13 protein-coding genes and 1 pseudogene are annotated in these 11,892 nt (G+C 37.8%); 8 read left to right on the forward strand and 6 right to left on the reverse strand.

The window, feature by feature from the left end; all coding sequences use genetic code 11:
• Positions 1-98 precede the first annotated feature (98 nt).
• The 7 genes from HZR21_RS10490 (at position 99) to HZR21_RS10520 (ending at position 5,060) form a co-directional block, all read left to right on the forward strand.
• Positions 99-257: a hypothetical protein gene (locus HZR21_RS10490; protein ID WP_180747589.1), complete on the forward strand. Its 159-nt coding sequence runs from the start codon at positions 99-101 to the stop codon at positions 255-257.
• Positions 247-1,638 carry a WxL domain-containing protein gene (locus HZR21_RS10495; protein WP_180747590.1) on the forward strand — a complete coding sequence of 464 codons (1,392 nt, stop codon included), beginning with the start codon at positions 247-249 and terminating at the stop codon, positions 1,636-1,638. The genes HZR21_RS10490 and HZR21_RS10495 overlap by 11 nt, the downstream gene beginning before the upstream one ends.
• A 190-nt stretch (positions 1,639-1,828) precedes the next feature.
• Complete coding sequence (locus HZR21_RS10500; RefSeq protein WP_246307851.1) at positions 1,829-2,257, forward strand: pyridoxamine 5'-phosphate oxidase family protein; 429 nt, start codon at positions 1,829-1,831, stop codon at positions 2,255-2,257.
• A 13-nt stretch (positions 2,258-2,270) separates the two neighbouring features.
• Positions 2,271-2,729, forward strand: a complete 459-nt coding sequence (locus tag HZR21_RS10505) for a GNAT family N-acetyltransferase (RefSeq protein ID WP_180747592.1) — start codon at positions 2,271-2,273, stop codon at positions 2,727-2,729.
• Positions 2,730-2,745: 16 nt separating this feature from the next.
• Positions 2,746-3,090, forward strand: coding sequence for a MazG nucleotide pyrophosphohydrolase domain-containing protein (locus tag HZR21_RS10510; protein WP_180747593.1), 345 nt, complete (start codon positions 2,746-2,748; stop codon positions 3,088-3,090).
• Between the two features lie 114 nt (positions 3,091-3,204).
• On the forward strand, positions 3,205-4,275 hold the full coding sequence (gene xerS, locus HZR21_RS10515) for a tyrosine recombinase XerS (RefSeq protein WP_180747594.1): 1,071 nt from the start codon (positions 3,205-3,207) through the stop codon (positions 4,273-4,275).
• Between the two features lie 143 nt (positions 4,276-4,418).
• On the forward strand, positions 4,419-5,060 hold the full coding sequence (locus HZR21_RS10520; protein ID WP_180747601.1) for a VTT domain-containing protein: 642 nt from the start codon (positions 4,419-4,421) through the stop codon (positions 5,058-5,060).
• Positions 5,061-5,122: 62 nt separating this feature from the next.
• Here HZR21_RS10520 and brnQ read toward each other — a convergent pair whose 3' ends face one another.
• Both brnQ and HZR21_RS10530 read right to left on the reverse strand, forming a co-directional pair.
• Positions 5,123-6,472, reverse strand: coding sequence for a branched-chain amino acid transport system II carrier protein (brnQ, locus tag HZR21_RS10525; RefSeq protein ID WP_180747595.1), 1,350 nt, complete (start codon positions 6,470-6,472; stop codon positions 5,123-5,125).
• Between the two features lie 157 nt (positions 6,473-6,629).
• On the reverse strand, positions 6,630-7,661 hold the full coding sequence (locus tag HZR21_RS10530) for a branched-chain amino acid aminotransferase (protein ID WP_180747596.1): 1,032 nt from the start codon (positions 7,659-7,661) through the stop codon (positions 6,630-6,632).
• Positions 7,662-7,798: 137 nt separating this feature from the next.
• Here HZR21_RS10530 and HZR21_RS10535 point away from each other — a divergent pair, with 137 nt between their 5' ends.
• On the forward strand, positions 7,799-8,554 hold the full coding sequence (locus tag HZR21_RS10535) for a mechanosensitive ion channel family protein (protein WP_180747597.1): 756 nt from the start codon (positions 7,799-7,801) through the stop codon (positions 8,552-8,554).
• On the opposite strand, the gene rnhB is transcribed toward HZR21_RS10535, so the two are convergent.
• From rnhB to HZR21_RS10555, 4 genes and pseudogenes are all read right to left on the reverse strand, one after another.
• Positions 8,551-9,321: a ribonuclease HII gene (gene rnhB / locus HZR21_RS10540; protein ID WP_180747598.1), complete on the reverse strand. Its 771-nt coding sequence runs from the start codon at positions 9,319-9,321 to the stop codon at positions 8,551-8,553. The two genes, HZR21_RS10535 and rnhB, sit on opposite strands and share 4 nt — an antisense overlap.
• A complete protein-coding gene (gene ylqF, locus HZR21_RS10545) occupies positions 9,308-10,183 on the reverse strand; it encodes a ribosome biogenesis GTPase YlqF (RefSeq protein ID WP_180747599.1) in 876 nt (291 codons plus the stop codon). The genes rnhB and ylqF overlap by 14 nt, the downstream gene beginning before the upstream one ends.
• Positions 10,184-10,273: 90 nt before the next feature.
• Positions 10,274-11,530, reverse strand: a complete 1,257-nt coding sequence (locus HZR21_RS10550; protein WP_180747600.1) for a tyrosine-type recombinase/integrase — start codon at positions 11,528-11,530, stop codon at positions 10,274-10,276.
• A gap of 252 nt (positions 11,531-11,782) precedes the next feature.
• Positions 11,783-11,892, reverse strand: a pseudogene (locus HZR21_RS10555) (IS6 family transposase); the annotation flags it as partial.

Raw genomic sequence — 11,892 nt, forward strand, 5'->3', positions numbered from 1 at the left:
ACGGATTGACCAGAATGATAGAAGGCGATAAGGGTTTCTTTAAATTCTTTTGAGTAGCGTTTTTTCATGTTTTTGTCCTTTGTCTAAATTATACAATAGTGACTCTAAGATTTAAGGATAACATCAAAAGTACACCTAAACCAAGTTCGCCTAGACAAAATCAACTTGGTGGCGAGCCATTACCTACAACGGGAACAAAACAAGGGGCGCTACCAGTAACGGGTGAACAAGCGGCTTGTATAGCATATGCTGAATAGTAATCCTAATTTTAAATTGTATGCCAATCTGGAAAGTGATCTAAAATTACCAGTTCCTAAACTACGTTTTCATGCCATTTACGATAGTCGACAAGGCTGGGTAAGTGGGAAAGGTTATCATACATCAAGAAAGGTTGAAGTTTTATGTGCGGATATCGATGCTATCGTGTCTTATAGTCCAAGTAGCGGAACTGTATTGCCACCTCTTGATAATTACAATAAATCCAACTATATTATTGTCTGTCCCGAAAATGAAACACCCGCCCAGCCAAAAGAACCTACACTCCCAATAACACCGTCACCATTACCAATTGTCCTACCAGAAGTAAAACCCAAAACAAACTGGTCAGTTTGTGATGAAGAAACTTTGGAAAACGCTTATAGTTTGGAAGACATGGATATTTATGGTGCCGCTAAACTATTTTCACGGACAAGTCAAATGCCACAAGACTTTAAAGTTACCTTGCTTGCGAAAAATACCTTTAAAATACGCGTCACATTAAAGACATCACAGGCAGATTTTCCTCATGATTTGATCTGTCGCACAGTAAAGGGGGATATAAAACTTGTACCAAATCAGGCCTTTGATATTTTATCAGATTCTCTGATGACAAGTACAGATGGCCTCAATTATACGATATCGTTTGGTGATCAAGAAGGTATCTTTGTTTCAAGCAGTCGTCAAATAGCGGAAGAAAAAAGCTATCCTTTAACTTTAGAATGGACACTTGAAGAAACTGGTCAAGCAGTACAAACGATACTGACAGATGGTAGAGTTACCTTTGGTAAGAATGGTCTGATACTTAATCCAAATTCACCTTTTGCCACCGGCAACCCGCTTGAAAATCCTAACCAGGAGCAAAATACGGGAGCGCTTGAACTTAGCTTTACTAAGTGGCCGAAAACCTTTAATTTTGGGACTATCAATATCAGTTCCTCAAGCCAGTCAAAAGGGATTCAGAAGGGAGCTTTGAGAAAAGCTGCTGATGATGTCACTGACTTGAAAGGGGATCAAACATTACAAGTTTTCGATGGTCGTGTCTTTAAATCTGGCGTCAACTGGTCTGTTAACGCTAAAGCCACAACGTTCAAAGAGAAAAATACAACAGGTGCAACTCGAGAAATACAGGGTGCGAAAATTATTCTCAAAAATACGCAGGCGAAAACGACAGATACGAATCAAAGTAGTAACTTATCTAATCAAAAAGATGTTGAGATTTTGGCTGATGATAAAAATACCAGTACAACTACCTTGTTTGGCAACGAAAATGGCAAACAGGTCAAAGGTTGGAGTGATTTATTTTGGGACCCAGAACATGTCTCCCTAGATATTCCGCAAAATCAAGCCAAACTAGGTACCTTTGAATCAGTAGTGACCTGAACTTTGGTTGATCAAGCTTTTAAATGATTGTTAAAATTAGAAACGTTCGTTTTTAAAACGAACGTTTTCTTTGTTTATTCATTAGTTATAATTTTATAAATAACAAGAAACATGATAAACTAGTATCAATCGTCATAAAAAAGATAAGGGTAAAAATAATATGAGTGACTACACTGAAAGTTTAAAATTAATGACGGAATTATTTGGCAAAGATTGTGAGATGGCACTTGCGACGGCAAAAGGTAATGTGCCAACAGTCAGGTATGTTGATACTTACTATCAGGATAGCAGGTTTTACATTGTGACAGATGAGAATTCGCAAAAAGCAAAAGACATACTGACGAATCCTCATGTTGCATTAGCAATTAGAGCATGTCGTTTTACAGGGATTGCGATAAATATAGGTCATCCGCTTGATGCATCTAATCAAATGATAAGAGAGACGCTTATTAAAGCATTTGAGCCATGGTACTTTGCGCACAATGACGAAACGAATTCACAAATGTGTTTTATTAAAATTGAAGTCAATAATGGTATCTTTGGGAAAGAAGGCAGTAATAATGCCTACAAGGTTGATTTTAAAAATAAAATAGCTGAGATTGTGCCAGCATATGCATAGAAAGAAGGGGTAAATGGTAAAAATCATAGCTATCAGAGAACATCCGGAGTATTTAGATGAGGCAGTAGATTATTTCTCTTCTAAATGGGGAATTGAGCGACAAATTTATGAGGCATCGATAACTGATAGTCTGCAAACAGAATTACCGACACCAAGGTGGTATCTGATGCTTGAAGATAGTGAAATTATTGGTAGCTACGGATTGATTGAAAACGATTTTATGATTAGAAAAGATTTGACGCCTTGGCTTTGTGCTTTGTATGTAGAAAAAAGCAAACGTCAGCAAGGACTTGGCGGGAAATTACTCGAACACGCGAGAATAGAGGCAAGTAAACTTGGGTTTTCTGACGTTTATTTGTGTACTGATCACGAGCATTATTATGAACAATATAATTGGCAGTTTCTAGGCTTGTCTGAGAGTGAGTTTGATGGTCTAACACGCATTTATCAGATAAGTAGTTTAATCAAATAAAGAGAGATATAAAATTATGTCAGAATTAACTTTTAGGTCATTACAGGATTATTTAAATATAAAATACGATGCGATATGTCAAAGAAAAAATATCAGCAGCCCCTCAACAAGTGATTTATTCATCAAATTAGTTGAAGAAATTGGCGAAATTGCTGAGGTTTTGAGTCAGCAAAAAGTAAATAAAGCAAGCACAGATGATGTATCATTAGAGAATGAATTAGCCGATGTGATTCACTATGTATTAGAAATCGCCAACGTCAATGACATCGATTTAGCAAAAGCTATTATTGAAAAAGATAAGTTAGCATCAGAGAAGTATAACGAATCACCGAATCTGGCAGATTTTATGGCCAAAGGTTAATTTATCAGAGGCCTAGAAAGCTTTATTATAGCATACTCTCAAAATACCACCAACATCTTTCAGAAAAACTGTAATTTTCTTGACAAATGTTGAGGTATCCCTTATACTAGTCTTATGAAACGAGAACGCTTAATTGAAAATATCGAGGACTTAAAGAACGTTATGCCAGATTTCGTACTGGAATACTACCGTTCTAAGTCCGCTGTCCCATACTCACTCAATACCTTGTATGAATATCTCAAAGAATATCAACGTTTTTTTAGCTGGCTCATGGATGCTGACATCTCAAATATCTCGAAAACGGCTGATATTTCCTTAGAAACCTTGGAAAAATTGACCAAGCATGACCTTGAAAACTATATTTTGTATCTACGTGAGCGACCAAGACTTAATACCTATTCGACGACCTATGGTGTGTCTCAAACGACAATTAATCGGACGCTTTCAGCTCTTTCTAGCCTTTATAAGTATCTGACTGAGGAAGTTGAGGATGAGAATGGTGAGCCCTACTTCTATCGCAATGTCATGAAGAAGGTCGCGACTCAAAAGAAAAAAGAAACACTTGCCTCGCGTGCAGAAAATATCAAAAATAAACTGTTTTTAGGTGATGAAACGCAAGGTTTTCTTGACTTTATTGATAATGAGTATGAATTAGACCTATCAAATCGTGCTAAATCTTCCTTTATCAAGAACAAAGAACGCGATTTAGCCATTATTGCACTGATTCTAGCATCGGGGATTCGTTTATCTGAGACGGTTAATGTCGACCTTAATGATTTGAATCTTAAAACTATGGTTGTTGACATCACACGAAAAGGTGGCAAACGAGATTCAGTCAACATTGCAGGTTTTGCTGCGCCATATCTGACGCAATATTTGGCAATTCGTGAGCAACGATATCATGCTGGTAAACGTGATGTGGCTTTATTTTTGACCTCCTATAAAGAACAAGCTAATCGTATCGACAACTCTAGTGTTGAAAAAATGGTTGCCAAATACTCGAAAGTCTTCAAAGTACGCGTGACGCCACATAAACTACGACATACCTTGGCGACAAGGTTGTATGCTGAGACCAATTCTCAAGTTTTGGTTAGTCATCAGCTCGGGCATGCCTCTACGCAAGTCACTGACCTGTATACGCATATTGTCAATGAAGAGCAAAAAGATGCTTTGGATAAGCTTTGAGTCAATCGTACCTGACTCTGCTAGGTTGCGAAATATTGAAAAAATGCTATAATTTAAGCTGTCTGAAGATTTCTCTCTCCCTCTGCTACTTCTACTAAGTAGACAACGGTAGCATCAAATTTTTAATTGAAAATAGAAAGCGCATTATGCTCATTAATTTTATTTTACATATCGACCAACATATTTACACAATGGCTCAATCTGTTGGTAGCTGGACTTATTTGATACTTTTTCTCATCATTTTTGTTGAGACTGCTGCAGTCGTAATGCCTTTCTTACCTGGTGATAGCTTACTTTTTGCTGCGGGTGCTTTAGCGGCTAATCCCGAGATGCCTTTTAATATCTGGATTTTCCTCGTTCTCTTCTTCTTTGCGGCATTTATAGGTGATACTTGTAACTTTTTCATCGGTCATACGGCTGGTTACAAGCTGATTAATCATAAATTTTTCAGCAAACTTATCAAGCCTAAACACATCGAAGAGGCTGAACTGTATTTCGAAAAAAACGGCTCACTTGCGATCATTCTTGGACGGTATATTCCGATTATTCGCACGTTTGTACCATTTGTAGCGGGCATCAGTCAATTTAGTGCAAGTGATTTCATCAAGCGCGCTTTCATCGCTGCCCTATCTTGGTCGCTTATCGCAACTGGCGCTGGCTACTTATTCGGTAATATTCCTTTTGTGAAAACACACTTCTCAGTTATCATTTTAGGCATCATCGTCGTGACCCTACTTCCAAGCTTTGTCGCCTTCATTAAGTCAATGACACGTGCTAAAGCTTAAAATCAATAGAATATCAAAAAGTCACCTAAGTCTGATAGCTTAGGTGACTTTTTGATTAAAAATTATTTGCCAACTTTATTTTCTATTACTTGCCAAATATAACCAATGACAAGCCCAATTGCTGCTGGTACAATCCAACCCATACCAATTGAAAAGAAAGGAATGGTATGCTTAGCAAAGTCCAGTAAATGCGTCATCACAACATTAGGATGTTCACCCATCGGAATAGCGTTAAGCCCATCAAATATTGCCGCAATAAGAGTAAAGCCAGTTGTGACTTGATATACCCGTTTAGAGTGATGAAATAAGGGACTAAACAAAGCTAGTATGATTAAAGTAATCGCAAGAGGATATAAGAACATCAAGACAGGAATTGAAATTTGAATCAAGTTCGTCAATCCAACGTTCGCAAACAAACATGGTAGCACACTAGCCAAAATCACATAAAAACGGTAAGAAAATCTAGGGAAAAGCTCAACAAATGTTTCTGAAAAAGCTGTAATCAAGCCAACTGCTGTTTTCAAACAAGCAATAATAATGATTAAGGCCAAGATAATCGTTCCAAAAGTTCCCAGATAGTAATTTGAAATTTGAGACAGCGCAATCCCGCCATTCTCACTGAGTGCGAACTTACCAAGACTCATCGTCCCTAAATAAGACAGACACGTATAGATAATCCCCATGAGTAGTACGCTAATCCCACCTGCTTTGATCGTATCAATCGCAATTACTTTGGGATTGGTCACACCACGTTGACGAATGGTCGTGACGATGATAATACCAAAGGCTAACGCCGCAAGCGCGTCAAGTGTATTATACCCCTGGGTAAAGCCAGACACAAAAGGTGATGATTGATAGGCCTTGCCGACTACTGCTTGACTGATGCCACCCATTGGACGTGTAAAAGCGACAACAAGTAAAAATCCTAACAAAATCAGAAATAAAGGGTTCAAAAATTTCCCGATGTAATCTAAAATTTTTGAGGGCTTGCGAGAAAAGAACCAAGCAGCAAAAAAGAATAAAACACTAAAAACAGCTAAAACAGGTTTTTGTGCATTGTCTGAAAGAAAAGGTGACAGCCCGACTTCAAAAGAGGTGGTTGCTAAACGAGGTAAAGCAAAAAAAGGACCGATAACTAAATATAATAGCGTCGTAAAAATATAAGCGTACTTGCGATTAATACGTGATGCCATATCAAAAAGACCAGAACTTTGAGAAAGACCAACCGCAATAATACCTAAAAATGGCAAGCCAATACCGGTCACCAAAAAGCCAAGATTAGCTTGAAAGATAGCAGAACCTGCTTCTTGTCCCATATGAACAGGAAAGATTAAATTTCCAGCACCAAAAAATAACCCAAATAACATTGAACCAATCAGTAAATAATCACTGATTCTTAGTTTCTTATCCATAAAACTCCCTTATAAAATAATAGTATCTTATATAGAATAGCAAAATGTTGTTTAAATTACAATAAGGCTCAAATCACTTGCTTAACTGATCCTATTATTTTAGAAAACAAAAAGTTTACATAAATAAAGTTATGTAAACTAATGTAAGTTCTATAATTTAGGCATCAACCTCAACTTTATAAATCCAGCCTTCTGGTGCTTCCACGTCACCTTTTTGAATACCTACAAGTTCGTTGTAAAGTTTATGAGTAATTGGTCCGACTTCTGTTTCACTATAGAAAACATGGTAATCATCACCGTTTTGAATGCCACCAATAGGTGAAATTACTGCTGCTGTCCCACAAGCTCCAGCCTCAGCAAATTTCTCTAGGTCATCGACATAAACATCGCCTTCATAGGCTTTCAGTCCTAACCGATGTTCTGCTAGATATAACAGAGAATACTTAGTAATTGACGGTAAAATTGAAGGACTAAGCGGTGTCACAAATTCATTATCCTTGGTAATCCCAAAGAAATTAGCTGAGCCGACTTCTTCAATTTTTGTATGTGTTGAAGGGTCCAGATAAATGACATCAGAATAACCAGCATCATGTGCTTCTTGACCTGGCAGAAGACTGGCAGCATAGTTACCCCCTACTTTTGCTGCCCCAGTTCCATGTGGTGCAGCACGATCAAAGTCTCGTGAGACGATAAACTTAGTTGGTGCTAAACCACCCTTGAAGTAATTACCGACGGGCATGGCAAAAACAGTAAAAATATACTCTTGTGCAGGTTGGACACCAATAATATCACCAACGCCAATCAGGAGAGGACGCAAGTAAAGACTACCACCACTTTCATAAGGTGGGACATACTCATGGTTAGCTTTAACCACTGCTTTGGCAGCATTGATAAAAAGCTCAGTCGGTACTTGTGGCATTAACAACCGGCGCGCAGTTCTTTGTAAGCGTTCAGCGTTTTGGTCTGGGCGAAACAATTGAATCTCACCAGATTTCGTCCGATAGGCTTTCAATCCTTCAAAGGCTTGTTGGCCATAATGTAAGGCAGGAGATGATTCAGAGAGATGCAGTGTGGCATCTTCTGTTAGACTCCCTTCATCCCATTGACCATCTTTAAAGTGGGCAATGAAACGATAGGGCAAGTTCATATATTCAAAACCAAGATTTTCCCAATCAATATTAATCGTCATAAACAACCTTTCATCTGTCAAGCAATCAATGGATTTCTGAAACCCATCTTATCTAAAAATTTGTTATACTTATTTTAGTCCTTTTTGCGCCTTTTTGCAAGAATTTACTACAATTTTCTGAAAATTATTGATTAGGAGTGTCTATTTTGAAATACTTACACCTAGAAAATCTATTTGATGTTGCAGTGGAAAAAATCATCTACGTCATCATCGCAAGTATACTGTTTTACGTCTTCTATCGTATTTTAAGACGAATTATCAAGCATTTATTTGATAATTATAGTCGCATTAACATTGCCGATAGTGCGCGTGTTTTAACCCTTTCACGCCTGACCTTGTCAGTATTTCAGTACCTCACCGTTTTTCTCTATATCTATACGATTTTAGGTATCTTTGGTCTACCAGTTGCAAGTTTACTTGCTGGTGCTGGGATTGTCGGTGTCGGTCTTGGCTTTGCTGGACGAGATTTGATGACAGATATTATCAATGGCTTTTTCATCATTGTCGAGCACCAAGTCAATGTCGGCGATACCGTCAACTTCAAGAATCTGGATATTACAGGAACCGTCACTGTCATTGGTATCCGTTCTTTGACCCTCACAACTGGGACGGGTGCCTTGGTTTTCGTACCCAATCGCAACATTACAGCACTTGCCAACCTTTCACGACTTGACCATTATATTTTTCTGGATGTGCCAGTTACCTCTGAAAATGTCGCAGACGTCAAGGAACGCATGCTAAAGGTAAACGAAAACTACCCGAACACAGAATTTGTGGGTGTTCAGATAGTTGATGAATTTGTGTATTTGCGGTCTCAACTGACTGGTCCATATCTTGAAATTTCTGAGCTGAAAGCTCAGATTCTATCTCAATACTATGGCTTAGATGATTAAATATGATGAACCATTGATTTTATTGGTTCAAAAGATTGACGATGAATATCTGTGAAACCTTGCTTAGCAAGTGCTTCCAGATGTTTTTTTGTACCGTAACCAGCATTGTGTGCAAAATCATAGCCAGGATATTTTTGCTCATAATCACTCATAATTTTATCACGCGTCACCTTAGCAACAATCGATGCTGCTGCTATGGACATGGACTTAGCATCTCCTTTAATCAGAGAAGTTTGAGGGATATCGATATCCAAAGACATGGCATCAATCAGCAGGTGTTCTGGCTTAAGCTCAAGATGCTCAATCGCCTGTAACATGGCGAGTTTGGTCGCCTCATAGATGTTGACCTGATCGATGATGTGATTGTCGATGATACCGATGCCGACTGCTAATGCTTCTGTCATGACGCGGTCATAAACAGCTTGGTGGTGCGCTTTTGGAATTTGTTTACTGTCATTTAGGCCGGGGATTTTACAATTCTCTGGTAAAATAACGGCTGCTGTGACGACAGGGCCTGCTAACGGTCCACGACCGACTTCATCAATGCCTGCAATTAACGAGACGTTTTGGGTATAGAGTTGTCGTTCATAAGCTAGCAGGTTATCAAGTCTTGCGTCTTCATCAAGTGCTGCTTGGATGTCGCGTTGTCGCTTGATGATTAACTTTTGGACGCCTTGTCGTGTATCGTGTGACCACTGCTCAAATAGGGGGTCTGATAGCGTTTGAGCAGTCTTCAGTAGCTCGCTAACTTCTTTAATCGTTGTCATCTTGCGTATCCTCTTTGTCAAGGTCTGACACACGGTCGAGGGTATAAGTTCCTAGCTTACTATCACGAACATCTTTGATAAATAAGTCGTAAAAACGGTCGTAATCATCTCTAAAACCATATTTTTGAGTCAACAAGACAATTAAATCAACAGCTGATAAACTCATTTGCTCATCTGTTAATTTAAAACGTTTTTGAAGTTCAGTTGGATAATTTGCTTTGAAGAAATCCAGACCAAAAATCGTAATTTCGTCTTTTGGAATCAAATCATCTTTAATAGCCCCTGTTAGAGCTAGTTTCAAGCCAACTCTTTGGTCCTCAAATTTAGGCCAGAGGATACCTGGTGTGTCAAGAATTTCTAATTCTTCATTGGTTTTTAGCCATTGTTGTCCTTTGGTAACCCCAGGTTTATTCCCTGTAATGGCAATTTTTTTACCTGCTAAACGGTTCATAAGGGTTGATTTACCAACGTTAGGGATGCCGATAATCATTGTTCTAATAGCTTTATTTTGAATCCCACGCTCAGAGGCACGTTTGAGTTTTTCCGAAAGAACTTCTTTAGCAGCCTTGGTCAGTTTTTTGACAGTTTGCTGTTCTTTCGCATTAATTTTAACAGCCAAAATGCCCTGCGCTTCAAAATAATGAACCCATTTTTGAATTTCCAGATCATCACCTAAATCTTTTTTATTGATGATAACAAGGCGTGGCTTAGTGCCGATAATTTTATCAAGCATAGGGTTACGACTTGACAAAGGCAATCTGGCATCCACCAACTCCATCACCAAATCAACATGTTTTAAATTTTCCTGAACTTGTCGACGTGCTTTGGACATGTGACCTGGAAACCATTGGATTACTACCATTTCTTATAACTCCTTGTGTACTAAGGCTTGATGGCCTTGACAACTTCTTTTTTTCTATTTTTGGGCAATTTTTGGGCAAAAATACGGATTTCATGCTATATTTTCATTCACACCCATTTTTTCGATAAAACGACTAATTGCTTCAACTGATTTTTCTTGTGAGGTACTCAATAAGTGAGTGTAGCCGTTTGTTGTTTCTTCTTGAACGTGTCCTACTCTTGCTTGAACTTCTTTTAGTGGAATAGTCGGGTCATTTCGTAATACAGAGATGTGTATATGTCTGAAACTATGAGGAATAGCATTCTTCGTCCACTCAAAGCCATATTTTTCTGGACACTTTAATTTTAAGACTTTATTTACTCGTCCTAAAATCTGTCTGAAACTATGCGAGGTAATAGGAGCGCCGTATTCAGTTCTGAAAAGAAAGTCAACCTTTCTAAAAACACTTGAAGGCAGATTCTCTACGTGTTTATCAAATACTTTGTTACGCTCAATCACTCGTCTAAGTGCTTGAATGACGAACTCAGGCAGTTGCCCTATTCTTTCTCCTGCTTCTGTCTTAGTTGTATCAAGATAAAATTCATCAACTTTTAAATCATGAGCTTGTAAAGATTTATCAATCGTTACTAAATGATTTTCAAAGTCAATGTCATTCATTGTCAAAGCAGAGGCTTCTCCTATCCGACAGCCTGTACCAATGAGAAACAAAGCTAAATCATAATAGTTCAGATTTCTTCGTCCTCTCAGTTCCGACAATAAGGCATTCACTTCTTTAGCATTAAGAAATTTTGCTTCTTTACGCTTTTTCTTTTCTCGTTTTTCTTCAACCGTTGCATTAAGTTTTATCACTCTTGACGGAGAAAAAGGAATGGCATTGTGTAGGACACCATAATCAAAAATTTTATTCAATGTACACTTTATATGTTGCATTGTCGAGTGAGTGGAATGGTATTTTTCTCGATACTCTTTCAAACAATTCTGGACTAAAAGAGGGGTTACACTGTCAAGTAATATATCATCTGCGATAAGCTCAGACAATCGATTGATTACAACAATTTCACGTTTAATAGTTTGAGGTTTTACGGTTGTTTTCCATGTCTCAAACCAATTTCTTTTAAGGTCATCAAAAGTTAATAGTGTTGAACTTTTGAAAACGCCTTGTTTTTTTGAAATTATCAAATCAATTTTATCAATCAACTCTCGTTCTGCCTGCCGTCTTGCTCTTACTGTATTGCTATGGTAAACCACAGAGGCACGCTTCTTCTTGCCTGTTAGAGGGTCGGCATAACGTTCATTAGCTACATAGAATATTTTTCCTACCTTATTTTTTCTTTCTTCAAAATACATATTTTTATCCTTTCAAGTTACGATATGAAAAAAGATAAAATAGAATCTTGATTAGCACTTTCTATTTTACCATTTTTACACTTATTTTGTCTTATCTTTTTGAATAACTGACGTTAAGTCAATTTTTTAGAGTAACAAACGTAGAATTTTAATCTATTTATTTTAAGCACTTACCTTTTCAAATTGATTAGGTGTAAGGGTTCTGTTGCGAAGTTTGAAAATCAAACGCACCCTTTCTGAACTCCAAATATCTTAGGCTGGTATTCCCATTAATACCTTGATTTCAGTAGACACCGAAAAGCCGAAGAGCGTTCCATTTCTTCGGTTCTTTTTATATATTCCTCGAATGGTCTCCATGCCCT

Origin of the sequence: Pseudolactococcus laudensis, from assembly GCF_013449735.1 — a bacterium.
Taxonomy (GTDB): domain Bacteria; phylum Bacillota; class Bacilli; order Lactobacillales; family Streptococcaceae; genus Pseudolactococcus; species Pseudolactococcus laudensis.

Excerpts from the sequence above, each read along its gene's own strand:
- brnQ (WP_180747595.1), bottom strand. The coding sequence starts at position 6,472 with ATGGATAAGAAACTAAGAATCAGTGATTATTTACTGATTGGTTCAATG.
- HZR21_RS10495 (WP_180747590.1), top strand. The coding sequence starts at position 247 with ATGCTGAATAGTAATCCTAATTTTAAATTGTATGCCAATCTGGAAAGT.
- HZR21_RS10500 (WP_246307851.1), top strand. The coding sequence starts at position 1,829 with ATGACGGAATTATTTGGCAAAGATTGTGAGATGGCACTTGCGACGGCA.
- HZR21_RS10550 (WP_180747600.1), bottom strand. The coding sequence starts at position 11,530 with ATGTATTTTGAAGAAAGAAAAAATAAGGTAGGAAAAATATTCTATGTA.
- HZR21_RS10505 (WP_180747592.1), top strand. The coding sequence starts at position 2,271 with ATGGTAAAAATCATAGCTATCAGAGAACATCCGGAGTATTTAGATGAG.
- HZR21_RS10510 (WP_180747593.1), top strand. The coding sequence starts at position 2,746 with ATGTCAGAATTAACTTTTAGGTCATTACAGGATTATTTAAATATAAAA.
- rnhB (WP_180747598.1), bottom strand. The coding sequence starts at position 9,321 with ATGACAACGATTAAAGAAGTTAGCGAGCTACTGAAGACTGCTCAAACG.
- xerS (WP_180747594.1), top strand. The coding sequence starts at position 3,205 with ATGAAACGAGAACGCTTAATTGAAAATATCGAGGACTTAAAGAACGTT.
- ylqF (WP_180747599.1), bottom strand. The coding sequence starts at position 10,183 with ATGGTAGTAATCCAATGGTTTCCAGGTCACATGTCCAAAGCACGTCGA.
- HZR21_RS10530 (WP_180747596.1), bottom strand. The coding sequence starts at position 7,661 with ATGACGATTAATATTGATTGGGAAAATCTTGGTTTTGAATATATGAAC.